The organism is Thermoleptolyngbya sp. C42_A2020_037 (genome assembly GCF_015272455.1).
GTDB lineage: Bacteria > Cyanobacteriota > Cyanobacteriia > Elainellales > Elainellaceae > Thermoleptolyngbya.
This window is the reverse complement of record NZ_JACYLP010000011.1, coordinates 104,349-126,582: the sequence shown is the minus strand read 5'-3', so window position 1 is coordinate 126,582 and position 22,234 is coordinate 104,349. Positions and strand designations below refer to the sequence as shown.

Annotated in this window: 35 protein-coding genes; 33 read left to right on the top strand and 2 right to left on the bottom strand. The window is 54.3% G+C overall.

Annotation, left to right across the window (positions count from 1 at the left end; genetic code table 11):
• The first annotated feature begins 34 nt into the window (after nt 1-34).
• The 28 genes from rplB (at nt 35) to prfA (ending at nt 16,517) form a co-directional block, all read left to right on the top strand.
• Nucleotides 35-898, top strand: a complete 864-nt coding sequence (gene rplB / locus IGS16_RS03235) for a 50S ribosomal protein L2 (protein WP_297080125.1) — start codon at nt 35-37, stop codon at nt 896-898.
• A gap of 76 nt (nt 899-974) precedes the next feature.
• Nucleotides 975-1,253, top strand: coding sequence for a 30S ribosomal protein S19 (gene rpsS / locus IGS16_RS03230; protein ID WP_068510079.1), 279 nt, complete (start codon nt 975-977; stop codon nt 1,251-1,253).
• Between the two features lie 114 nt (nt 1,254-1,367).
• Nucleotides 1,368-1,727 (top strand): 50S ribosomal protein L22, encoded by a 360-nt coding sequence (rplV, locus tag IGS16_RS03225; protein ID WP_297083288.1) that lies wholly within the window; start codon nt 1,368-1,370, stop codon nt 1,725-1,727.
• Nucleotides 1,728-1,815: 88 nt separating this feature from the next.
• A complete protein-coding gene (gene rpsC / locus IGS16_RS03220) occupies nt 1,816-2,550 on the top strand; it encodes a 30S ribosomal protein S3 (protein WP_068510076.1) in 735 nt (244 codons plus the stop codon).
• A gap of 88 nt (nt 2,551-2,638) precedes the next feature.
• Nucleotides 2,639-3,073 (top strand): 50S ribosomal protein L16, encoded by a 435-nt coding sequence (gene rplP / locus IGS16_RS03215; RefSeq protein ID WP_068510074.1) that lies wholly within the window; start codon nt 2,639-2,641, stop codon nt 3,071-3,073.
• 2 nt (nt 3,074-3,075) lie between these two features.
• Nucleotides 3,076-3,303, top strand: coding sequence for a 50S ribosomal protein L29 (gene rpmC / locus IGS16_RS03210; protein WP_172358437.1), 228 nt, complete (start codon nt 3,076-3,078; stop codon nt 3,301-3,303).
• Nucleotides 3,304-3,309: 6 nt separating this feature from the next.
• Complete coding sequence (gene rpsQ / locus IGS16_RS03205) at nt 3,310-3,561, top strand: 30S ribosomal protein S17 (RefSeq protein WP_277772177.1); 252 nt, start codon at nt 3,310-3,312, stop codon at nt 3,559-3,561.
• Between the two features lie 22 nt (nt 3,562-3,583).
• Nucleotides 3,584-3,949 carry a 50S ribosomal protein L14 gene (gene rplN, locus IGS16_RS03200; protein ID WP_068510068.1) on the top strand — a complete coding sequence of 122 codons (366 nt, stop codon included), beginning with the start codon at nt 3,584-3,586 and terminating at the stop codon, nt 3,947-3,949.
• Nucleotides 3,949-4,281 (top strand): 50S ribosomal protein L24, encoded by a 333-nt coding sequence (gene rplX, locus IGS16_RS03195; RefSeq protein WP_068510066.1) that lies wholly within the window; start codon nt 3,949-3,951, stop codon nt 4,279-4,281. Before rplN ends, rplX begins: the two co-directional genes overlap by 1 nt.
• 64 nt (nt 4,282-4,345) lie before the next feature.
• Complete coding sequence (gene rplE, locus IGS16_RS03190) at nt 4,346-4,894, top strand: 50S ribosomal protein L5 (RefSeq protein WP_068510065.1); 549 nt, start codon at nt 4,346-4,348, stop codon at nt 4,892-4,894.
• 23 nt (nt 4,895-4,917) lie between these two features.
• The gene (gene rpsH, locus IGS16_RS03185; RefSeq protein ID WP_068510063.1) at nt 4,918-5,319 is read left to right on the top strand and encodes a 30S ribosomal protein S8; all 402 of its coding nucleotides are present in this window, start codon (nt 4,918-4,920) and stop codon (nt 5,317-5,319) included.
• A gap of 161 nt (nt 5,320-5,480) precedes the next feature.
• Nucleotides 5,481-6,020: a 50S ribosomal protein L6 gene (gene rplF / locus IGS16_RS03180; RefSeq protein ID WP_068510061.1), complete on the top strand. Its 540-nt coding sequence runs from the start codon at nt 5,481-5,483 to the stop codon at nt 6,018-6,020.
• A gap of 3 nt (nt 6,021-6,023) precedes the next feature.
• Nucleotides 6,024-6,386, top strand: a complete 363-nt coding sequence (gene rplR / locus IGS16_RS03175) for a 50S ribosomal protein L18 (RefSeq protein WP_172358433.1) — start codon at nt 6,024-6,026, stop codon at nt 6,384-6,386.
• Nucleotides 6,387-6,436: 50 nt separating this feature from the next.
• Nucleotides 6,437-6,958, top strand: coding sequence for a 30S ribosomal protein S5 (rpsE, locus tag IGS16_RS03170; RefSeq protein WP_172358432.1), 522 nt, complete (start codon nt 6,437-6,439; stop codon nt 6,956-6,958).
• A 6-nt stretch (nt 6,959-6,964) separates the two neighbouring features.
• Nucleotides 6,965-7,411 (top strand): 50S ribosomal protein L15, encoded by a 447-nt coding sequence (gene rplO / locus IGS16_RS03165; RefSeq protein ID WP_297083283.1) that lies wholly within the window; start codon nt 6,965-6,967, stop codon nt 7,409-7,411.
• Between the two features lie 89 nt (nt 7,412-7,500).
• Nucleotides 7,501-8,805, top strand: coding sequence for a preprotein translocase subunit SecY (gene secY / locus IGS16_RS03160; protein WP_068510053.1), 1,305 nt, complete (start codon nt 7,501-7,503; stop codon nt 8,803-8,805).
• Nucleotides 8,805-9,359, top strand: coding sequence for an adenylate kinase (locus IGS16_RS03155; RefSeq protein WP_297083281.1), 555 nt, complete (start codon nt 8,805-8,807; stop codon nt 9,357-9,359). Before secY ends, IGS16_RS03155 begins: the two co-directional genes overlap by 1 nt.
• 332 nt (nt 9,360-9,691) lie before the next feature.
• Nucleotides 9,692-9,919 carry a translation initiation factor IF-1 gene (infA, locus tag IGS16_RS03150; protein ID WP_058881950.1) on the top strand — a complete coding sequence of 76 codons (228 nt, stop codon included), beginning with the start codon at nt 9,692-9,694 and terminating at the stop codon, nt 9,917-9,919.
• A 164-nt stretch (nt 9,920-10,083) separates the two neighbouring features.
• Complete coding sequence (rpmJ, locus tag IGS16_RS03145; protein ID WP_006618079.1) at nt 10,084-10,197, top strand: 50S ribosomal protein L36; 114 nt, start codon at nt 10,084-10,086, stop codon at nt 10,195-10,197.
• 83 nt (nt 10,198-10,280) lie between these two features.
• Complete coding sequence (gene rpsM / locus IGS16_RS03140; RefSeq protein ID WP_068510050.1) at nt 10,281-10,664, top strand: 30S ribosomal protein S13; 384 nt, start codon at nt 10,281-10,283, stop codon at nt 10,662-10,664.
• A 378-nt stretch (nt 10,665-11,042) separates the two neighbouring features.
• Complete coding sequence (rpsK, locus tag IGS16_RS03135; RefSeq protein ID WP_068510048.1) at nt 11,043-11,438, top strand: 30S ribosomal protein S11; 396 nt, start codon at nt 11,043-11,045, stop codon at nt 11,436-11,438.
• A gap of 234 nt (nt 11,439-11,672) precedes the next feature.
• On the top strand, nt 11,673-12,620 hold the full coding sequence (locus tag IGS16_RS03130) for a DNA-directed RNA polymerase subunit alpha (RefSeq protein WP_297083279.1): 948 nt from the start codon (nt 11,673-11,675) through the stop codon (nt 12,618-12,620).
• Between the two features lie 118 nt (nt 12,621-12,738).
• Nucleotides 12,739-13,089: a 50S ribosomal protein L17 gene (rplQ, locus tag IGS16_RS03125; RefSeq protein WP_277772171.1), complete on the top strand. Its 351-nt coding sequence runs from the start codon at nt 12,739-12,741 to the stop codon at nt 13,087-13,089.
• A gap of 18 nt (nt 13,090-13,107) precedes the next feature.
• On the top strand, nt 13,108-14,004 hold the full coding sequence (truA, locus tag IGS16_RS03120) for a tRNA pseudouridine(38-40) synthase TruA (protein WP_297083277.1): 897 nt from the start codon (nt 13,108-13,110) through the stop codon (nt 14,002-14,004).
• Nucleotides 14,005-14,106: 102 nt separating this feature from the next.
• Nucleotides 14,107-14,559 carry a 50S ribosomal protein L13 gene (gene rplM / locus IGS16_RS03115; protein WP_297080134.1) on the top strand — a complete coding sequence of 151 codons (453 nt, stop codon included), beginning with the start codon at nt 14,107-14,109 and terminating at the stop codon, nt 14,557-14,559.
• A 2-nt stretch (nt 14,560-14,561) separates the two neighbouring features.
• A complete protein-coding gene (rpsI, locus tag IGS16_RS03110) occupies nt 14,562-14,975 on the top strand; it encodes a 30S ribosomal protein S9 (RefSeq protein ID WP_068510037.1) in 414 nt (137 codons plus the stop codon).
• 102 nt (nt 14,976-15,077) lie between these two features.
• Complete coding sequence (gene rpmE, locus IGS16_RS03105; protein WP_172358424.1) at nt 15,078-15,326, top strand: 50S ribosomal protein L31; 249 nt, start codon at nt 15,078-15,080, stop codon at nt 15,324-15,326.
• A gap of 99 nt (nt 15,327-15,425) precedes the next feature.
• A complete protein-coding gene (gene prfA / locus IGS16_RS03100) occupies nt 15,426-16,517 on the top strand; it encodes a peptide chain release factor 1 (RefSeq protein ID WP_297083275.1) in 1,092 nt (363 codons plus the stop codon).
• A gap of 91 nt (nt 16,518-16,608) precedes the next feature.
• Here prfA and IGS16_RS03095 read toward each other — a convergent pair whose 3' ends face one another.
• Nucleotides 16,609-17,454 (bottom strand): SPFH domain-containing protein, encoded by an 846-nt coding sequence (locus IGS16_RS03095; protein ID WP_297083273.1) that lies wholly within the window; start codon nt 17,452-17,454, stop codon nt 16,609-16,611.
• A gap of 178 nt (nt 17,455-17,632) precedes the next feature.
• Between IGS16_RS03095 and IGS16_RS03090 the strand changes: the two genes are divergently transcribed.
• The 3 genes from IGS16_RS03090 (at nt 17,633) to IGS16_RS03080 (ending at nt 20,059) form a co-directional block, all read left to right on the top strand.
• Nucleotides 17,633-18,808, top strand: coding sequence for a M20 family metallopeptidase (locus tag IGS16_RS03090; RefSeq protein ID WP_297083271.1), 1,176 nt, complete (start codon nt 17,633-17,635; stop codon nt 18,806-18,808).
• A 273-nt stretch (nt 18,809-19,081) separates the two neighbouring features.
• The gene (locus IGS16_RS03085; protein WP_297083270.1) at nt 19,082-19,492 is read left to right on the top strand and encodes a hypothetical protein; all 411 of its coding nucleotides are present in this window, start codon (nt 19,082-19,084) and stop codon (nt 19,490-19,492) included.
• Between the two features lie 159 nt (nt 19,493-19,651).
• On the top strand, nt 19,652-20,059 hold the full coding sequence (locus IGS16_RS03080; protein ID WP_297083268.1) for a hypothetical protein: 408 nt from the start codon (nt 19,652-19,654) through the stop codon (nt 20,057-20,059).
• A gap of 52 nt (nt 20,060-20,111) precedes the next feature.
• Here IGS16_RS03080 and recR read toward each other — a convergent pair whose 3' ends face one another.
• The gene (gene recR / locus IGS16_RS03075; protein ID WP_297083323.1) at nt 20,112-20,708 is read right to left on the bottom strand and encodes a recombination mediator RecR; all 597 of its coding nucleotides are present in this window, start codon (nt 20,706-20,708) and stop codon (nt 20,112-20,114) included.
• A gap of 173 nt (nt 20,709-20,881) precedes the next feature.
• On the opposite strand from recR, the gene sppA reads away from it, so the two are divergent.
• Together sppA and aroH are read left to right on the top strand one after the other, a co-directional pair.
• Nucleotides 20,882-21,727, top strand: coding sequence for a signal peptide peptidase SppA (sppA, locus tag IGS16_RS03070; RefSeq protein ID WP_297083266.1), 846 nt, complete (start codon nt 20,882-20,884; stop codon nt 21,725-21,727).
• 110 nt (nt 21,728-21,837) lie between these two features.
• A complete protein-coding gene (gene aroH / locus IGS16_RS03065) occupies nt 21,838-22,230 on the top strand; it encodes a chorismate mutase (protein WP_068510017.1) in 393 nt (130 codons plus the stop codon).
• Nucleotides 22,231-22,234: the final 4 nt, after the last annotated feature.

Here is a 22,234-nt window from a genome sequence, read left to right as displayed (position 1 = left end):
CGTCTGAAAGCCATCCCCTTGAGAGATTGAAGCCATGGGCATTCGTACATACCGACCTTATACACCTGGCACGCGAGAGCGCTCCGTTGCTGACTTTGCTGAGATCACTCGTAGTGAACCAGAAAAGTCCCTGACTCGCTCGGTGCATCGTCCGAAGGGACGCAACAATCGGGGCGTAATCACCTGTCGCCATCGGGGTGGCGGGCACAAGCGGCTGTATCGGGTGATTGACTTCCGCCGCGACAAGCGAAACATTCCTGCCAAAGTGGCAGCAATCGAGTACGATCCCAACCGCAACGCCCGGATTGCGCTTCTTTATTATCAGGATGGCGAGAAGCGCTACATCCTTTGTCCTGCTGGCTTGACGGTCGGTACAACTGTGATCGCGGGTGAGGACTCTCCTTTCGAGGTCGGAAACGCACTGCCCTTGGGTAGTATGCCGCTAGGTACGACGGTTCACAACGTGGAACTGGTTCCTGGTAAGGGCGGACAGATTGTTCGTGCAGCAGGCGCTTCGGCGCAAATCGTGGCGAAAGAAGGTGACTTTGTAACGCTTCGCTTGCCCTCCACAGAGGTTCGGATGATTCGTCGCGAGTGCTATGCCACGATTGGTGCGGTGGGCAACGCTGAGTCTCGCAATATTAGCCTGGGTAAGGCGGGGCGCAAGCGATGGCTAGGCCGTCGTCCGGAGGTTCGCGGCAGCGTCATGAACCCAGTCGATCACCCCCACGGCGGTGGCGAAGGACGTGCGCCGATCGGTCGTTCTGGCCCTGTGACCCCCTGGGGTAAGCCAGCCTTGGGCATGAAGACTCGGAAGAAGAAAAAGGCAAGTAATGCGTTGATTGTTCGTCGCCGCCGCCGCACGTCTAAGCGGGGTCGCGGAGGTCGTGAGTCTTAAGGTTCCGAATCTTTTTACAGGGTCTATGGTTCGTTGACTATCACACGTTTGGTCAATTGGTAGAGGTAAGTCGGTTATGTCTCGCTCACTCAAAAAAGGTCCTTTCGTGGCCGATCACCTTCTGAAAAAGGTTGAAGCGTTGAATGTGAAGGGCGATAAGCAGGTAATCAAAACCTGGTCTCGTGCCTCAACGATTCTGCCCCAGATGATTGGACATACGATTGCCGTTCATAACGGTCGTCAGCATGTTCCGGTTTATGTAACGGAGCAAATGGTGGGACACAAGTTGGGTGAGTTTGCACCGACTCGTACCTTCCGGGGACATGCCAAGAGCGACAAGAAGTCTCGTCGTTAGGTTGAGTCAGGTCTATTTCAGGACGTTCGCAGTAATTCACAGATACTTGGATTTAGTGCTTGCTGTTGCTCAAACTCTAAAAGCTTGCTGCAAGACACTTGAGAGGAAATCATCATGGCAGTTACGACCGCAGACGAAGTAAAAGCTGTTGCCCGTTACATTCGCATGTCGCCCCATAAGGTGCGTCGGGTTCTGGATCAGATCCGGGGGCGTTCTTACCGAGAGGCACTGATTATCCTAGAGTTTATGCCCTACCGCGCCTGCGATCCGGTGCTTAAGGTGCTGCGGTCTGCCGTTGCCAATGCTGAGCATAACGAGGGCTATGCGCCTGCTGATCTGGTGGTGACGACTGCCTACGCTGATCAGGGGCCTGTGCTGAAGCGGTTTCGCCCCCGCGCTCAGGGTCGGGCCTATCAAATCCGCAAGCCGACTTGTCACATTACGATTGCGGTTGCGCCGGGTGCCGAGGAGTAGGTTACGGCTCTGTTCGAGCGTGTTGAATGGCGATCGCCCCTTGTTTTATACCCTTCACTCAAATTCTTGCCTTTTCTGAGGACGCATTGTGGGACAGAAGATTCATCCAGTTGGTTTCCGCCTCGGCATTACCCAGGAGCATCGCTCTCTCTGGTTTGCTGACTCCAGCCGCTATCCCAAGCTGCTGCAAGAGGACTACAAAATCCGCAAATATGTTGCCAAAGAGTTGAGCAGTGCAGGCATCTCTGAGGTTCGCATTGAACGCAAGGCCGATCAAATCGACCTCCAGGTTTTGACAGCCCGCCCTGGCGTGGTTGTGGGTCGTGGCGGCGCGGGAATCGAGAAGCTGCGCGAGGGCCTTCAAAAAGAGTTGGGAGACACCAGCCGCCAGATTCGGATCAACGTGGTTGAGGTCGCCCGCGTAGACGCGGATGCTGCGCTGATTGCGGAGTATGTGCAGCAGCAGCTCGAAAAGCGGGTTTCGTTCCGTCGGGTTGTGCGTCAGGCGATTACCCGCGCTCAGAAATCAGGGGTGCAGGGTATCAAAATCCAGGTGAGTGGTCGGCTCAACGGCGCAGAAATTGCCCGCACTGAATACACTCGCGAAGGCAAGGTGCCGCTTCATACGCTGCGGGCAGATATCGACTATGCCTACACCACTGCTCAGACGATCTACGGCATTTTGGGGATCAAGGTATGGGTGTTCAAAGGCGAGATCATTCCTGGGCAGGAGCGAGTGACGCAAGAAGCCGCTCCCAATGTGCCACCCCGTCGCCGTCAGCAGCGTCGCCGCCAGTTTGAGGATCGTTCTAACGAAGGATAGGGAAGGCGGGCTGAAGGGCGAAAGCTGAATCAGACCAGTGCTTCCATCTCCCAACCTAACCCTAGCTTCAATTTCAAGGTAGTGAGCCATGTTAAGTCCAAGACGAACTAAATTCCGCAAGCAGCAGCGCGGCCGCATGAAAGGGCGGGCAACTCGCGGCAACAATATTGATTTTGGTGATTTTGGGCTTCAGGCAATGGAGCCGTCCTGGATTACCTCCCGTCAGATTGAGGCTAGCCGTCGAGCCATGACTCGATACATCCGTCGAGGTGGCAAAATCTGGATTCGCATTTTTCCAGATAAGCCGGTTACCATGCGTCCGGCTGAAACGCGGATGGGTTCGGGTAAGGGCAACCCTGAGTTTTGGGTGGCAGTGGTGAAGCCGGGTCGAATCTTGTTTGAGATTGCTGGCGTGCCGGAAGAGACAGCCCGTGAGGCGATGCGACTGGCGCAGTACAAACTCCCAATTAAGACCAAGTTCATCGTTAAGGAACAACAAGAGCAAGCAGTGGAGGAGTCGTAGAGATGGCTCTGCCTAAGATTTCAGAGATTCGTGATCTCAGCGATCAGGAACTCAGTGAGCAAATTGTAGCCGCCAAGAAGCAGTTATTTGACTTGCGCTTTCAAAAGGCGACGCGACAACTGGATAAGACGCATCAGTTCGGACATGTCCGCCATCGGCTGGCGCAACTGATGACCGTGGAGCGAGAGCGGCAACTGGCAGCCGCACAAGCGGATGCAGAGAAGGAGTAAGGGGCAATGGCAGTCAAAGAGCGAGTTGGAGTCGTGGTGAGCGACAAGATGGAAAAGACGGTCGTCGTCGCGGTGGAGAACCGTGCCCCTCACCCGAAGTATCGCAAGATTATGGTGCGAACGAAGCGCTACAAGGTTCACGACGAAGAAAACAAGTGCAAGACGGGCGATCGCGTTCGGATTCAAGAAACCCGTCCGCTCAGCCGTACAAAGCGTTGGACAGTCGTGGACATCCTAAATCAGACTTCAGAGAGCTAGTCCACCCCGGAGGAGAGACACCATGATTCAACAGGAAACTTATCTCAACGTGGCGGACAACAGCGGCGCTCGCAAGCTGATGTGCATTCGAGTGCTGGGTGGCAACCGTCGTTATGCCGGTGTAGGGGATGTGATTATCGCTGTGGTTAAGGATGCCATTCCAAATATGGCGGTCAAGAAGTCTGATGTGGTACGGGCAGTGGTTGTGCGAACCAAGAAGGGTCTGCGGCGCGATAGCGGCATGAGCATTCGGTTTGACGACAATGCTGCTGTCATCATCAACAATGATGGCAACCCCAGAGGAACTCGCGTGTTTGGCCCAGTTGCGCGGGAGTTGCGCGATAAGAACTTTACTAAGATTGTCTCGCTGGCTCCGGAGGTACTGTGATGGGCAAGCTGCGCTACAAAATGCATGTGAAGAAGGGCGACACCGTCCAAGTCATTTCAGGAAGCGATAAGGGCAAAGTCGGCGAGATTTTGCGGGTCTATCCTGAAACCAGCAAGGTGGTGGTTAAGGGCGTTAACGTGCGGACGAAGCATGTTAAGCCTCAGCAAGAAGGGGAGTCTGGTCAGATTCAGACCTTTGAGGCTCCGATTCATAGCTCCAATGTTCTTCCCTACTCCACCAAGCAGAAGGTTGCTAGCCGAATTTCTTATACCTTCAATGCGGATGGCCGAAAAGTCAGAATGCTGAAGAAAACTGGTGAGATTATCGACTAGTGTTTCAGATTCACGTTTCATGTTTCATTCCTGACCAAGCCCAGGAATCTATCAGGAGAGTGTTATGGCGAGTCCCAGGTTAAAAACCTACTATCAGGAGACCGTGGTTCCAAAACTGGTTGAGCAGTTTAACTACGAAAACGTTCATCAGGTTCCCAAAGTGGTCAAGGTGACCGTGAACCGGGGGATGGGTGAAGCGGCTCAGAATGCAAAAGCGCTGGAAGCTTCCTTGGCAGAAATTGCGGTGATCACCGGGCAGAAGCCAGTGGTGACGCGGGCTAAGAAGGCGATCGCCGGTTTCAAGATTCGTAAAGGAATGCCAGTGGGCATCATGGTCACCCTGCGCTCGGAGCGCATGTATGCCTTTCTGGATCGCCTTATAAACCTGGTGTTGCCTCGGATTCGAGATTTTCGCGGCATCAGCCCCAAGAGCTTTGATGGTCGTGGTAACTATACTCTGGGGCTTCGTGAACAACTCATTTTCCCCGAAATTGAGTACGACAACATCGATCAAATTCGGGGCATGGACATTTCGATCATCACCACGGCAACCACAGATGAAGAGGGACGCGCCCTGTTAAAGGAACTGGGAATGCCCTTTCGCGATAACTGAGGCAGGCTGACAAAGAGGAAATTATGGCGTCTAACGACACAATTGCAGACATGCTGACCCGCATTCGCAACGCGAATCTCGCCCGGCATCAAACGACCGAAGTCCCGTCTACCAAGATGACGCGCAACATTGCTCGTGTGCTCTTGGAAGAAGGATTCATTAGCGAGTTTTCTGAGACAGGCGAAGGAGCGCAGAAGCGACTGGTAATTGCTCTGAAATATAAGGGCAAAGGCCGCCGTCCGATTATCAATGCGCTACAGCGGGTCAGCAAACCTGGACTGCGAGTTTACTCAAACTGCCGCGATCTGCCTCGCGTGTTGGGTGGCATTGGAATTGCCATTGTTTCAACCTCCAGCGGCATCATGACGGATCGAGATGCCCGTCGTCAGGGTGTGGGAGGAGAAGTTCTCTGCTACGTCTGGTAAGGATTTTTCTCGATCTGACTTTATCTGAGCGGATGGCTGCTTGGGTCAAAGCTAAATCTAGCCTCTCATTTTATTTGTGTTTGCTTTGTGTTTGCCTGGTGGCGCTTGTGTCGTAAGCGCATCGCTTGAAAGCCAGCAAGATTGTCCAGGAGTGACTTGTCATGTCTCGCATTGGAAAACGTCCTATTAGTGTCCCTCAGAAGGTGACCGTTACCCTTGACGGTCAAACCCTGGTTGTCAAAGGCCCCAAGGGAGAACTCTCGCGCACGCTTCCGCCAGAGGTTGAGGTTCTGCAAGAGGGCGATACGTTGACGGTGAATCGTCGCAATGAGTCCCGCGCTGCCCGCCAGCGCCACGGGTTGTGTCGAACGCTGGTTGCCAATATGGTGGAGGGTGTATCTCAGGGCTTTCAGCGCAAGCTTGAAATCCAGGGGGTTGGTTATCGGGCCCAAATTCAGGGGCGCAACCTGAACCTGATTGTGGGCTATAGCCATCCAGTTTTGATCGAGCCACCTGACGGGATTCAATTTGCCGTTGAGAATAACACCAACATTCTAGTCAGCGGAATTGATAAGGAAATTGTCGGTAATATTGCGGCTCAGGTTCGCGCAGTTCGTCCGCCAGAACCCTACAAGGGCAAGGGCATTCGCTATGCTGGCGAGGTTGTCAGACGTAAGGCCGGTAAGGCAGGGAAGAAATAACCTATGAAACTGACTCGTAAGGAAGCGACTCAGCGTCGTCACGTCCGCATCCGCCAGACAGTTTCTGGCACGTCTGAACGTCCTCGTCTGGCTATATTTCGCTCTAATCAGCATATCTATGCCCAGGTCATTGATGACACGCAGCATCGAACGCTTGCTGCTGCCTCGACGCTGGAGCCTGCGCTGCGCGAAAAGCTCACTTCAGGTGCGAACTGTGATGCGTCTGTAGAAGTCGGTAAGCTGATTGCAGCGCGATCGCTCGAGAAGGGGATTACGCAAGTCGTGTTTGACCGGGGCGGCAAGCTGTATCACGGCCGCGTCAAGGCTTTGGCAGATGCCGCTCGTGAAGGTGGTCTAAGCTTCTAGCCTTTCAGATTCATCTTTAGGACAAGCACACTATCCAGGACAAGCAAGCTATGGCGAAGAAAACCAAGACAAGTCGCGTCAAAGAGAAAGAAACTGAATGGCAGGAGCGCGTTGTTCAAATCCGCCGCGTCACCAAAGTGGTTAAGGGGGGTAAGAAGCTCAGCTTTCGGGCGATCGTGATCGTCGGCAACGAGCGCGGACAGGTTGGGGTTGGCGTTGGTAAAGCCGCTGATGTAATTGGCGCGGTGAAAAAAGGCGTTGCCGACGGCAAGAAGCACTTGGTCGAGGTTCCCCTGACTAAGTCTGACTCCATTCCTCACCCAACCAACGGCGCAGGCGGCGGCGCGAAGGTGATGATTCGTCCCGCCGCTCCGGGAACTGGTGTAATTGCAGGTGGTTCTGTGCGTACCGTGCTGGAACTGGCAGGTGTGAAAAATGTTCTGGCGAAGCAGTTGGGTTCGGGTAACCCGCTCAATAACGCCAGGGCCGCTGCAAATGCCCTTTCTGCCCTCCGTACCTTCTCTGAGGTAGCAGAGGAACGCGATGTTCCCATTGAAAAACTCTATTCCTGACGAACTATGAGACTTTCAGACACATTTCCAAAACCGGGTTCTCAGAAGCGTCGTCGCCGAGTTGGCCGAGGCATTTCCGCCGGGCAGGGTGCAAGCGGCGGCTTCGGAATGCGGGGACAAAAGTCGCGCTCTGGACGCAGCACTCGTCCTGGATTTGAAGGTGGGCAACTGCCTCTCTACCGTCGGATTCCGAAGCTGAAGCATTTTCCCCTGATCAACCGGATTTCCTACACCATCGTGAACGTAGGAGATTTGGCTGAACTCCCCAAAGGGACAGAGGTCAGCCTCGACTCATTGATGGAATCGGGAATTGTGACACAAAACGATGGCCCATTGAAGATTTTGGGCGACGGTGAACTGAGTGTTGCACTTCAGGTAACGGCTGCGGCCTTTACTGAATCGGCGAAGCGCAAGATTGAGAGCGCAGGCGGAAGCTGCAACCTGCTAGATTAAGATATGGAGCGACTTTGCGGCAAGGCAGAGCGGTGAGTGGTTAGCTCTCCTGCTCTGCTTAGTTTTATAGAGGGAGAGGTATTGAGACTATGGTGCGCGATAAGACACCCACAGCACAGGAAACCTTCTTGCAGATGGCCCAGGCGGCAGGGCTGCGAGGTCGACTTTTGCTGACTTTGGGAATGTTGATTCTGGTACGGCTGGGTGTCTTTATCCCGATCCCTGGAATCAATCGACAGGCCTTTCAGGCGGCCACAGAGACCGGCGCTTTATCGGCCATCATTGGCTTTTTAGATGTGTTTACGGGTCGAGGCCTCTCGACGCTGGGTATTTTTGCACTGGGTATTTTGCCTTATATTAATGCGTCTATTATTCTGCAACTGCTAACGGCTGCACTCCCTAGTCTTGAAAAGCTGCAAAAGGAAGAGGGAGAAGCAGGTCGCCGCAAGATTGCTCAAATTACGCGCTACGTTGCACTGGGTTGGGGCATTATTCAAAGCCTGGGTCTAGCGATTTTTGTGAACCAGTTTGCTGAGTCGCCGGGGCCGCTGTTCATTGCACAAATGGTGCTGGCTCTAACGGCTGGCTCGATGTTTGTGATGTGGGTCGGTGAGCTGATCACGGAGCGGGGTGTGGGCAATGGTGCATCGCTGCTGATTTTCGTCAGCATTGTATCGACCCTGCCGCGATCGCTCGGACAAACCATCGACCTTGCCCAGAGTGGCGATCGGAGCGTGGTTAGCGGCGTGATTATTCTGCTCCTGGTGTTCCTGGCAATGATCATCGGTATCGTCTTTGTCCAAGAAGGAACCCGGCGTATTCCCATCATCTCTGCCCGTCGCCAAGTCGGGCGCAAACTCTACCTTGAGAAGAGCAGCTATCTGCCGCTGCGCCTCAATCAGGGCGGCGTGATGCCGATTATTTTTGCCACGGCGGTTCTGTCTCTCCCAATCTACCTCTCGCAGTTTTTTGGGGATAACGAGATGGTGACGCGGGTGCTGTCTTACCTACGGCCGGGCACTTGGGTCTACGTGCTGGTGCTGCTGCTGCTGATCTTGTTCTTCAGCTACTTCTATGCATCGCTGGTGGTCAATCCAGTAGACATGTCCCAGAACCTGAAGAAGATGGGCGCGAGTGTGCCGGGGATTCGTCCTGGTAAGGCAACGAGCGATTATATTGAACGGGTGCTGAACCGACTGACCTTTTTGGGTGCGATTTTCCTGGGATTGGTTGCGATTGTTCCGGCTGCTGTTGAAGGCGCGACCCGCGTGACGACTTTTCAGGGCTTGGGTGCTACGTCACTGTTGATCTTGGTGGGTGTCGCCATTGACACAGCAAAGCAGATTCAGACCTATGTAATTTCGCAGCGCTATGAAGGGATGGTGAAGCAATAGTGGCACGACTGATATTTTTAGGACCTCCCGGAGCGGGCAAAGGAACTCAGGCAGCCGAACTAGCGGCTAGCGCTTCGATTCCTCATGTTTCTACAGGGGATATTCTGCGGGCTGCTGTGGCAAGTGGAACCGAGCTTGGGCAAAAGGCTCAGTCCTACATGGATCGCGGGGAACTGGTGCCGGATGCTTTGATTCTGGATCTGGTGCGCGATCGCCTCAGCCAGCCAGATGCTCAAGAGGGCTGGATCTTGGACGGCTTTCCTCGCAATGTTGAGCAGGCCAAGTTTCTCGATGAACTATTGGCAGAAATTGAACAGTCCTGCGATTGTGTCGTCAATTTGGAAGTGCCCGATGAGGTTTTGGTGGCCCGCCTCTTGGGTCGAGGGCGGACAGACGATAACGAGGAAGTGATTCGTACTCGTCTGGCGGTATACCGCAATCAAACTGCGCCGTTGATTGACTTTTATCGCGATCGCCAGCAGTTGGTTTCAATCGATGGCAATCAATCCATTGAGCATGTGGGGGCGGCGCTACGCCAGTTGATTAGCAGCTAGGCAGCGTGGCTTGGCTTAAAAACACGTTTGGATAACCATCCCAAGCCCATTGGTCGTGCCGCATATGCCGACACACGCAGGTTCTTTGAGTATTTGTTAATCTGATAGATGGTGCATTTCTAGACGTTTGGGGTGTTTGCCTACTCTCTGGGGGGGACGGAGGCTGTTTGCTTCAAAGCTCTTTGGAAGAGTCTTGTTCAGACTACCAATCTGGAGCACCTAGGGAGACGCGATCGCGCTGGGCTGCAAATTAGCACGGTGCATGGCGCTATGGGGTCTGAATCACTGGTCTCAGTCACTGGTTTGAATCACTTGTAGTTTAGGAGGATGCATTGTCTAAACAGGATCTGATTGAAATGGAAGGAACGGTGACGGATTCGTTGCCCAACGCCATGTTTCGCGTGGACTTAGACAACGGATTTAATGTCTTGGCCCATATTTCGGGCAAGATTCGCCGAAATTACATCAAAATTTTGCCGGGCGATCGCGTCAAGGTCGAGCTAACACCCTACGACCTGACCAAAGGGCGAATTACCTATCGCCTCCGAAATAAGAAGTAGGAGAGGCACTGCATTCAAGTGTTAATAGCTGTTAATAGCGTTTAGCGCGATCGCCTGCCCACAGGCGAGATGTTTAATCTGAGACTTTTCCTTGACATTTTATCTAAAAAGTTGATAACATATTGGGTTTGTAGTCAGTAGTCAAATTTGGGACATTTCGGGGCATGAAAGTCCGAGCATCCGTCAAGAAAATCTGTGAGAAGTGTCGCGTCATCCGTCGCCGCGGCCGAGTTATGGTGATTTGTTCTAACCCCAAGCATAAGCAACGGCAGGGTTAGTACGTTGAGTGGTTGAATCGACCTATCTTAGGTCAATTTAAAGTTGAGTTCATTGCTGAGCGGCAGAAGTAGGAGTACAAAGCGTGGCACGAATTGCCGGAGTGGATCTTCCTCGCGATAAGCGTGTTGAGATCGGTTTGACCTATATCTATGGCATCGGGCTGACCCGATCCAAAGCAATCCTCGCGAAGACGGGTGTGAACCCCGATACTCGCGTTAAGGATCTGAGCGACGCAGATGTTGCAGCCCTGCGCGAAACGGTGGAGTCCGACTATGAGGTCGAGGGTGACCTCAGACGTTTGGAATCCCTGAACATTAAGCGCCTGATGGACATCGGCACCTACCGCGGCCGGCGGCACCGGATGGGTCTGCCTGTTCGCGGACAGCGGACTCGCACGAATGCTCGAACCCGTCGCGGCGGTCGGCGCACGGTAGCTGGCAAGAAGAAGGCACCTGGCAAGAAGTAGACAATTAGGCTGAGGGTGGTGCTGGCAGACTTGGGTGAACCACTGCACAGATAGCTTTGTCAGGATGCTTTCGCAAAGGGTGAACTAGCGCGTTGATTTTGTTCCCTCTTCGGCGTGGTTGCGTCTGATTGCCCAGCCTGATCGCTTGGCGCTCAAGATATTTGGAGGCGGGAAGGGTCTGAGTCTTAGACCTAAGGCTTGCTTGAGTGCGATCGCCCTTCTACGTTCCTCTCAGAGATTGTCAGTCCAATGTTCCATAGATATCCACAAAGATCTACCCTGTCCACCTCGTCCCTCTGATTTGTTTCGCTGTCCTACAGTTTGACTATCCTTGCAGTTTGACAAAGTAAACCCTATTCCTAGACTTAGCGAAGAGAAATGGCTCGACAACCTACGAAACGAACTGGCCCCAAGAAGCAAAAGAAGAACATCCCCAGCGGTGTTGCCCATATCCAGTCCACATTCAACAACACGATCGTGACGATCACGGACGCAAATGGAGAGGCGATTTCTTGGGCCTCTGCTGGCTCCAGCGGCTTCAAAGGAGCCAAGAAAGGAACCCCTTTTGCGGCTCAGACTGCTGCTGAAAATGCGGCTCGTCGTGCCATGGATCAGGGAATGCGTCAGATTGAGGTGATGGTCAGCGGCCCTGGGTCAGGACGGGAGACTGCCATTCGGGCGCTCCAGGGCGCTGGACTAGAAATTACACTAATCCGCGACGTAACGCCTATCCCACACAACGGCTGTCGCCCTCCCAAGCGGCGGCGAGTCTAGTCTTTCCTGCTTTGTTGGAGCAAGGACTGCCGGAAGCTCAGCAAGCAGGGAGTCGAGCGGATTCAGTTGAAGGATAAAGCGCTGGTTTTTGTTTCGACGGTTGATGTCTTTGCTAGGCTGACCAGTTAGGTTTTGTTTCTCCAGAGCAAGGGGATAGAGCGCTGGCAGACGAGAACATTGAAAACATAAGAAGGTTGCCTGCCTTCTGTGGCTAAGGAGAAGAGAGGTTGGTCTATGGCACATTTCAAGGTTGAGTGCATAGAGTCCGAAACAGGGAAAAACCAGAGTCTATACAGCAAGTTTGTTCTTGAGCCTTTGGAGCGGGGTCAGGGTACGACGGTCGGAAATGCACTCCGACGCGTGCTGCTGTCAAACCTAGAGGGGGCTGCGGTTACGGCAGTCCGCATTGCAGGGGTGACGCATGAGTTTATGACCGTTCCAGGTGTGAAAGAGGATGCCCTCGACATCCTGCTGAACATGAAGGAAGTCGTGCTGAAGAGTTACTCTTCTCAGCCCCAGATTGGGCGGCTTCGCGTTGAAGGGCCGCTAGAGGTGACATCTGCATACTTTGATCTTCCATCTGAGGTTGAAGTGGTGGATGAAACTCAGCACATCGCGACGGTTTCCGCAGGTTCTGTGCTGGAGATGGAGTTCAAGATCGAAAAGGGCATCGGTTATCGAGCCATTGATCGGAGCCGGGATGACTCTTCGGCGGTTGATTATTTGCAAATCGACTCAATTTTCATGCCTGTGCGTAAGGTGAACTACACCGTTGAGGATGCACGGGTTGGCGGATCTCTAGAAAAAGATCGCCTAATCATGGAAGTGTGGACGAATGGTAGCATCACTCCTCAGGATGCTCTGAGTCAGGCTGCTGGTATTCTGGTGGATCTGTTTACCCCGCTGAAAGACATCACGATTGATGACATTGGGCCCATCTTCTCGGATGATGAAGATCCCCACAACCAGATCTTGATTGAGGAGCTGAATCTTTCGGTTCGCGCCTACAACTGTCTGAAACGGGCCCAGATCAATACGGTGGCGGATTTATTGGAGTACTCCCAAGAAGATTTGTTAGAAATCAAAAACTTTGGTGCGAAGTCTGCCGAAGAGGTGATTGAGGCGCTTCAAACTCGCATGGGGATTACCCTGCCCCATGAAAAGCCTGCCAAGACTGGTTAAGGTTGTTGGGTTTCTGGCTTGCTGTGCCGTATTAGGGCTGGGCAAGGGGGTAAGGACTTTGGGTAGGGACTTTACCGTGCTGCTTTCGTTTTGCTGTTTAGTTTAATTTCTAAGTGATATGCGTCACCGTCGTCGTGTTCCACAACTGGGTAAGCCCGCAGATCAGCGGCGCGCTCTCCTCAGAGCGCTGACCACCGAACTCATTCGTCACGGTCGCATCACAACGACCAAGGTACGGGCCAAGGCAGTCCGTTCCGAAGCAGAGCGAATGATTACGCTTGCAAAGGACGGCTCTCTGGCTGCTCGACGTGAGGCTCTAGGCTACCTTTATGACAAGCAGCTTGTTCACGCCCTGTTTGAGGGTGCGAAGGAGCGCTATGGCGATCGCAATGGAGGCTACACTCGCATTCAGCGAACCGTAAGCCGCCGGGGCGATAACGCTGAAATGGCGATTATCGAACTGACCTGAGGATGTAGGCATCTGGCTATGGCAATCGCGCTGCCAACGCTAAAGGAGGCTGCTAGTTCAGGGGAAAACTGCTCGGTAGACTCACAACGGGTTGCTCTGGTCATTCAATACCTGGGCACTCAGTTTCATGGCTGGCAGCGGCAGGCGCAGCATCGCACCGTCCAAGAAGAAATTGAGCGGGCGATCGCTACTGTGCTGGGGCATTCTGTGACGCTGCACGGCGCAGGGCGAACCGATTCTGGCGTTCATGCAGCCGCTCAGGTGGCTCATTTTGATGCGGCGACCCTGATCCCGCCCTATCGGTGGCGCGATATTCTCAATAGCCGTCTGCCAGAAGACGTGCTAATTCGGGCATCGGCCCCGGTAGATCGCTCCTGGCACGCTCGGTTTTCAGCGATTTGGCGACGCTATCGCTATACGCTCTACACCGATGCCTGCCCTAATCTGTTCGTCCGCCCCTTTAGCTGGCACTATTATCATGCGCCGCTGGATGTTGAAGCCATGCAGGCAGCGCTGACCCCATTGTTGGGGCGGCAACACCTGGCAGCATTTCATCGGGCTGGCTCGAAGCGGGCCCATTCCTGGGTCGATGTGCAGGCGGTAGAGTGCGTCCGACGCGGGCCGTTCGTGCAGCTAGAGATTCAGGCGAGCGGGTTCCTCTACGGCATGGTGCGCCTGCTGGTGGGAATGCTGGTTGACGTGGGACGGGGAGAGCGATCGCCCACCGAGTTTACCCGCCTCTGGCAAGAGCAGCGCCGGGATCAGGTAAAGTATGCCGCGCCACCGCAGGGACTCTGCTTGCTGCGCGTGGGCTATCCTGATTCGCCCTTTGAGCCGAGCCTCTGGTATGACACGCAGCCCCAGTTCCTCTTGCCGCTGACTGAACCAGCGATCGCCGTTGCCTCTTCTGGCTAGTTCTCAGTCAAGTTCCTCCCCTCTGATGTCTAAGCCTCTGTCTAAGCCTCTTGTGAGCCTTTTCCTCAAACCTTTGACTCTCCTGGAACCCGATAGAACATTATGAACAAGACCTATCTCCCTCCCACAACTGAAATTGAGCGCAAGTGGTATGTCGTCGATGCAACTGATCAGCGTCTCGGACGACTGGCTAGCGAAGTTGCCAATGTGCTGCGCGGCAAAAACAAGCCGACCTTTACGCCGCATCTGGACACGGGTGATTTCGTCATCATCGTGAATGCTGAGAAAGTAGACGTGACGGGCAAAAAGCGCACTCAAAAGCTCTACCGTCGTCATTCTGGGCGGCCCGGCGGCATGAAGGTGGAGAACTTTACCAAGCTCCAGTCTCGCCTGCCGGAACGGATTGTAGAACAAGCCGTGAAGGGGATGCTGCCCAAGAACTCCCTGGGTCGCCAGTTGTTTACCAAGCTCAAGGTCTACGCGGGCCCGACCCATCCCCATGCGGCTCAACAGCCCGAAGTGTTGACGATTAAAACGATTCCTGGAGAAAAATAAGAATGCAAGCTACTGAGAAATCTGGTCGCGTTGTGTATTGGGGGACGGGTCGTCGCAAGTCGGCGATCGCCCGTGTTCGCCTAGTGCCTGGTACGGGCAAGCTGATCGTGAATGGCCGCCCTGGTGAAGAATATCTCCAGTTCAACCCCTCCTATCTGGCGATCGCCAAAGCGCCGCTGGAAACCCTGGGACTGGAAAATGAATACGACGTGTTGGTGAATGCAACGGGTGGTGGACTGACCGGCCAGGCAGACTCAATCCGCCTGGGTGTAGCGCGGGCGCTCTGCGAGCTAGACCCTGAGAACCGCAAGCCGCTGAAAATTGAAGGCTATTTGACCCGCGATCCCCGTGCTAAAGAGCGGAAGAAATACGGTCTGCACAAGGCCCGCAAGGCTCCCCAATACTCGAAGCGCTAGACTGGCTGTAGGGGCGACGTAGGCTGCACCTTGCCCGATTGCCTGCATTGACCGTTTGACATTCCTTGACAACCCTTGAAAAGCAACAGACTTGAGACTGTTATGCCAAAGCCTGACATCCATCCCACTTGGTATCCCGAAGCCAAGGTTTACTGCAACGGTGAACTGGTCACGACCGTTGGTTCCACCAAGCCCGAACTGCACGTCGATGTGTGGTCTGGCAACCATCCCTTCTATACGGGCACTCAGAAGATTATCGACACTGAGGGTCGCGTGGAGCGCTTCTTGCGGAAGTATGGGATGACCGACTCGCGCACGGGCGACGGTGCAGCAGCGGATAAGAAGAAGTAGCGATAGGAAAACTGGCGATCGCCTTCATTTTCTGAATTTTGACCCTCACGGGTGGCGAACCCTTCGCCTCACCTATCGTTCTTCCTCACTCCCAACGTTATGGCAGAAGCCTATCTTCTCGACAAACTTAATTCCGTAGAGCAAACCTTTCACGAACTGACGCGGCGGTTGGCTGATCCCGACATTGCAACCGATCCCACGGAGTTCCAGAAGCTTGCTAAAACTCGGTCGTCGCTAGAAGAAACGGTGACGACCTTTGACGCATGGAAAAAAGCCCAAAGTGACCTAGAAGGGGCGCGTCAGATTTTGAAAGACGCAGGCGGCGACGCAGAACTGCGGGAAATGGCGGCTTTGGAAGTGGACGAGCTAGAAGAAAAAATCGCGCACCTGGAAAATCGGCTGAAGGTGCTGCTGCTGCCGCGAGATCCCAACGATGACAAGAACATCATGCTAGAGATCCGGGCGGGTGCAGGTGGCGACGAGGCGAGCATCTGGGCTGGGGATCTGCTGCGGATGTATTCCCGATACGCCGAAAGCCAAAACTGGCGGGTCAAAATGGTCAGTGAGTCGCTGGCGGATATGGGCGGCTTCAAAGAAGCCATTTTGGAAATTCAGGGCGACCAGGTCTACAGCAAGCTTAAGTTTGAGGCTGGCGTTCATCGAGTGCAGCGAGTCCCCGTGACGGAAGCAGGCGGGCGGGTTCACACCTCGACGGCGACGGTTGCTATCATGCCGGAAGTCGATGATGTGGAAGTGGAAATCGACCCAAAGGACATTGAGCTAAAAACAGCGCGATCGGGCGGCGCGGGCGGACAAAACGTGAACAAGGTGGAAACCGCCGTTGACCTGATCCACAAACCGACAGGTATTCGTGTGTTTTGCACTGAAGAGCGATCGCAGCTTCAAAACCGCGAACGCGCCATGCAAATCTTGCGAGCCAAGCTCTACGAAATTAAGCTGCGAGAACAGCAAGAAGCCGTCACCTCAATGCGCCGGTCTCAGGTTGGCACGGGCGAACGCTCAGAAAAAATTCGGACTTACAACTACAAGGACAATCGTGTCACCGACCATCGCCTGAACCAAAACTTCAGTCTAAACGCCGTCCTTGAAGGTGATTTGGAAGAATTGATTCAGTCCTGCATTTCCAAAGACCAGCAAGAGCGACTAGAGGAACTGGCTGCGGCTTCTTGATGCAAGCCTGACTGAGGCGCGTCAAAGCTCGATAAACCCTAGTGCCTCAACTCCCGGCTGGTCTTTTCGGGATGCGAGAGTCAAGAGTAATTTATCCCTCTCTGGGTGGGTTTAGTGGATGCTGACTGGGTGGTGGTGCATTTGGATCGATTAGCTCGCTCAGGGCTTCGGTCAGCGCCTTCGGGTCCATGAACACAATTTTGGAGTTTGGGCTATCGCCGAGTCGATAGCTGGCATCGACATACCGTTGCGCGACCAAATATTTCATGATCTCCCGACTATTGGGCTGAGACTTTAGCGCATCCGCAATCATTTTCATCGACTGCACCGCACCCTCGGCTTCTTCAATTGCCGCCTGCTTTTTGCCCTGCGCTTCAGAAATGGCTGCCTTCTTTTTACTTTCAGCAGCGCGTTCTAGCTCCATTGCTCGCAGCACATCTGGGGCAGGCTCAATGCTCTGCACCTCCACTCGCGTCACCTTCACGCCCCAGGTTCCGGTTGCTTCGTCGAGTTGGTGCAGCAAGGCCTGGTTGATTTCGTTTCTAGAGGAAAAGGTCTGAGCCAGACTCATCCGCCCAATTTCGGAACGGAGCGTCGTCGTCACTAAGCTCTCCAGCGCTTCCTCAATATTTTCCACGGCATAGAATGTGCGCTCTAGCTGCAAAATTCGCCAGTAGACCACTGCGTCTACGTCCGCTGATACGTTGTCGCCAGTAATGGCTTTTTGCTTTTCGATATCTAGCACGCGCTCGCGGGTTGATTCTTCTAAAACAATTGTGTCGAGAAACGGCACCACAAAATTTAGCCCCGGCCCGAGCTTGCGGTGAAACTTCCCCAAGCGCTCTACTAGCGCCTCGGTGCCCTGATTGATGATTCTGACGGAGCCGACAGTGTAACCCACAATGAGGAGAGCAAGGGCAGCAACGATGGACTCCATAGGGTGCGATTCTCCAAAGCAGCGTCAGAGAGAAGAGACTGTTCCTCTAATGTATCCTTTGTGGCGAGATTTGGTACGGATGAACCGTGATAGGGTGATGAGGTGATGGAGTCAGCTAGTAGAACCTTTTCTTAACAACTCTTTATTATGAGGTTAACCTCTACCCTTGTCTGTCTCCATGCTGAGCCAAATTAAAGATCTTGCCGCGAGCCTTGCCCCTCGACTGGTTGAAATTCGCCGCCATCTGCACAGCCATCCTGAACTGAGCGGACAGGAATACCAGACAGCCGCCTATGTATCAGGTGTGGTGTCGTCTTGTGGATTGCATGTGCAGGAACTAGTGGGCAAGACCGGCGTGGTAGCAGAACTGCGCGGCACGGATAGAGACTCCCGAATGCTGGCAATTCGCACGGATATGGATGCGCTGCCGATTCAGGAGCGCACGGGACTGGAATTTGCTTCGCGGCAGCCGGGAATTATGCACGCCTGCGGTCATGATGTGCATACCACTGTGGGACTGGGGACGGCGATGGTGCTGGCGCAGTTGGGGATTCAGTTTCCGGGCACGACTCGGTTTTTGTTTCAGCCTGCGGAGGAGACGGCGCAGGGCGCAGGCTGGATGATTCGCGATGGGGTGATGGAGGGCGTGACGGCTATTTTTGGGGTTCACACGTTTCCGACGATTCCAGGGGGATCGGTGGGGATTCGCTATGGGGCGCTGACGGCGGCGGCGGATGATCTGGAACTGGTGATTATGGGGGAGTCGGGGCATGGGGCGCGGCCGCATGAGGCGATCGACGCGATCTGGATTGCATCGCAGGTGGTGACGACGCTGCAACAGGCGATTAGTAGGACGCAAAACCCGCTACGTCCAGTGGTGCTAACAATTGGGCAAATCCAGGGCGGGCGGGCACCGAATGTGATTGCGGATCAGGTGCGGATGCTGGGTACGGTGCGATCGCTCCATCCTGAAACCAGCGCCACTCTGCCTGCCTGGATTGAGCAAATCGTGGCGAATGTCTGCCAGAGCTATGGGGCAAAGTACACGATGAACTATCGCCGGGGCGTGCCTTCGGTACAAAATGACCCAGCGTTGACGCAGATTATGGAATCGGCGGCATCGGAAGCTTGGGGGGGCGATCGCGTCCAGATTCTTTTAGAACCCTCCCTCGGCGCAGAAGACTTCTCGTTATACTTGCAACATGCTCCTGGCACGATGTTCCGTCTGGGTGTTGCCTTTGCCGACAAGCCCAACTATCCCCTTCACCATCCTCAATTTCATGTAGACGAAACGGCCATCGTCACCGGCGTAGTGACGATGGCCTACGCGGCGTATAAGTATTGGCAGCAATAACCGGAGGGCTGGGCTGTGGAGGAGTAGAGCAGGATTGCTGGGACATTCCACCCCAAATTTCCGTCACAAATTTCCGTACTTGGGTGTCTGGAGATCCCACCCGGTTAACCACCTCGCTAAACCGCTATGCTGAATAGTATTGACCACTGGAAAAACGCCAGATGGCTGCAAGCTTTCAGCGCTATTTCGTGCGCTATTTCGTGTAGTTCTGGGCGTTTGCCAGGTTAACTTCTAACGCAATATCTAGACGCTTGGCAGAGGAGCCACATCGCTATGGCAGGCTTTGGAGATCTGGTTCAAAAGGCATTTTATCTGGGTGTCGGGTTAGCCTCTTACGCGGGCGAAAAAGCGGGCAGCACTCTGGCAGATTTGCGGGTGCAGGCGCAAAAGCTGGCGGATGAAATGGTCGCTCGTGGCGAAATTAGCGCCGAAGAAGCCCGCCGCATGGTGGAAGAGATGATGAACCGTGCCCAGCAGCCCGTCGAGGGTGAACCCGAAAAACCCGCAGAGCCTCGCCGCATCGAAATTCTGACGGATGAGGAAGAGCCAACTCAATCTGCTAGCCGGCCGGCCGCTGAAAGCTCTGCAACATCGGGCCAGTCGTCCAGCCAGTCAACGGCGGAGGATCTGCGTCAGCAAGTCGCCAAACTGCAAGAGGAGCTAAGACGGCTGAAACGGAATTAAGGACTGGGGATTCGGAATTGGGGAGAAAGAGCGGCGGGGTATCTGCTTGGCAGGGCTGCGATCGCGCTGATTCCAGGTTCCGTATTGATCCCAACCTTTGCTCTTGGTGCTGCCGCTCGACCCCGACCTTTGAAACTTGAGTCCTAATCCCTGAACCCTATGTTTGAGACGATCGCCCAACAAGTAGAACAGTTTCTGGAAGACATTAACCGTGACGTGAATGAAACGGTGGATGCGATTTTTGAATGGTCGGACGAGGTGGCAGAGCGGCTGAATGAGGCGATCGCCCCTGATCTCGATCAGATTGATCGCCAGATGGAGGAATGGCTTGCTCCATTTATCAATGCGGTGACGGGCGTAGAAAGCACCATCCAGGAAACCGTGCAGCCCTTTAACCAGACGGTTGACCCCATTCTCAATCGCCACCCCGCCTGTGTCGGCTGCCGCAACTACCACGGACAGGTCTACGGCGGCACGATGCTGGTCTGCGGAATGCACCCGTTTGGCTGGGAAGGGGAGCAGTGCCCCGATTTTGAGTCGGTCTGGAAAGGCGGGGATAAGGCCTAAACCGTAAACGCTGGCATCCACGCTAATTACTTTTACTTTACTTTTACTCTCGCTACTCTAGCTCTCGCCTGCCCTCTAGCGCCCGCGCCAGCGTCACCTCGTCGGCATATTCCAAATCGCCGCCCATTGGTAGTCCAAAGGCAATGCGAGTGACTTTGGTAAACGGCTTTAGCAGTTGCCCAACATAAAGTGTGGTGGTGTCGCCTTCTACACTGGGGCTGATGGCCATGATCACTTCCTCAACGCCCTGCTGGGCTACGCGCTTAACCAGGGGCGAAATATGGAGGTGGTCGGGGCCGATGCCCTCCATCGGAGAAATCAAGCCGCCCAAAACGTGATATTTGCCCTTGTATTCGCGAGTTTTTTCCAGGGCGATGACATCGCGAGCATCGGCTACTACGCAGATGAGTTGTGGGTCGCGGCTGGGATTTTTGCAAATGTCGCAGATGGGTTCGGCCGACAGATGAAAACAGACGGAGCACAGTCCGACCTGCTGTTTTGCCTCTAGCAACGCCTGGGCTAAGGCTTTTACTTCTTCTTCTGGCCGCTTAAGAATGTGCAGCGCTAGCCGCTGAGCCGATTTGGGCCCAACGCCAGGAAGCCGTTGCAACTGTTCAATCAGGCGGGCAAGGGGACGAGTGTAGACCAGGGTTCCTCCAGAAGACGTGAGGCGCAAAAGGGGCACATAGATTTTCTGATCATAGAGGATGGTTGCAGGATTAGGGCTTCTCAGGGGGGCATCCTGATTGCGAATTTGAGGGCCCCTGCAATTCCGCTTTAGAATCGTAGAATTGAGCGTAATTTTTGTTAGTTAGAAAACCTATGGTGAGGCTCTTTAAGCCGTCGTTTCGCAAGCAAATTGCCCGGATTGAGGTTGCAGGGGCGATCGCCAGCGACACTCGCAAGCGCGTCCTGGAAGCCCTCAAGCAAGTCGAAGAGCGCAAATTTCCCGCACTGCTGCTGCGGATCGACAGCCCTGGTGGAACGGTGGGTGATTCGCAGGAAATCTATCAAGCGCTCAAGCGACTGGCTGAAAAAATCAAAATCGTCGCCAGCTTTGGCAATATCTCAGCCTCTGGCGGTGTCTATATCGGCATGGGCGCACCGCACATTGTGGCAAACCCAGGCACCGTGACAGGCAGTATCGGTGTCATCCTGCGGGGCAATAATCTGGAACGCCTGCTGGAGCGAATTGGCGTATCCTTCAAAGTGATTAAATCTGGCCCGTATAAAGACATTCTGGCCTTTGATCGAGAACTGACGGAACCAGAGCAACATATTCTGCAAGAGCTGATTGACACGAGCTATGGCCAGTTTGTGCAAACGGTGGCTGAAGCCAGGAATCTGGCGGTTGAAACCGTCCGGGGGTTTGCCGATGGACGGATTTTCACTGGGCAACAAGCGTTGGAACTGGGGATTGTCGATCGCCTGGGGACAGAGGAAGATGCCCGTCGCTGGGCCTGCGAACTAGCTGGACTCGATCCAGAAAAGACTCGCACATTCAACATCGAGGAGAAAAAGAGCTTGCTCCGCCGATTGCGAACGGGGAGTGAAATGCAGGGCGATCGCCTTGGCAGTTTGCTTACCCACAGGCTATCTTCGGCTACAGACTGGATTGAATTTGAACTGGCGACGAGCGGCGTGCCGCTGTGGATGTATCGGCCATAGGCGGGGTGATGGAGTCACGAAGTGATGGCATGGCGGAGCAGTAACCCTTCTCCAAATCCCAATCCTTCTACGCTCCATTCCCCAAATACTCAAAACGGGAGGACAAATCTGTGGGTTGGCGAGTTCGGGCAATTCGGGGCGCAACGACGGTTGCAGAGAATACGGAAGGGGCGATCGCCGAAGCGGTCATCGAGCTATTAGAAGAATTGGAACGGCTCAACCCCGGAGTCCTCGACCCGGACGAAATCGTTAATCTAATTTTTTCCGTCACGCCAGACCTGGATGCCGTGTTTCCGGCCAAAATTGCCCGCCAGCGTCCTGGCTGGAACGATGTGCCGCTGCTAGATCTACAGCAAATGGCAGTGAAAGGCAGCCTACCGCGCTGCATCCGCCTGCTGCTACAAATCAACCTACCCGCCGAGGTGCGCGTCCGCCATGCCTACCTGCGGGATGCGGCAGAATTGCGTCCGGATTGGCAGTATGCGCCGATGACGCTCCAGTAGGGGC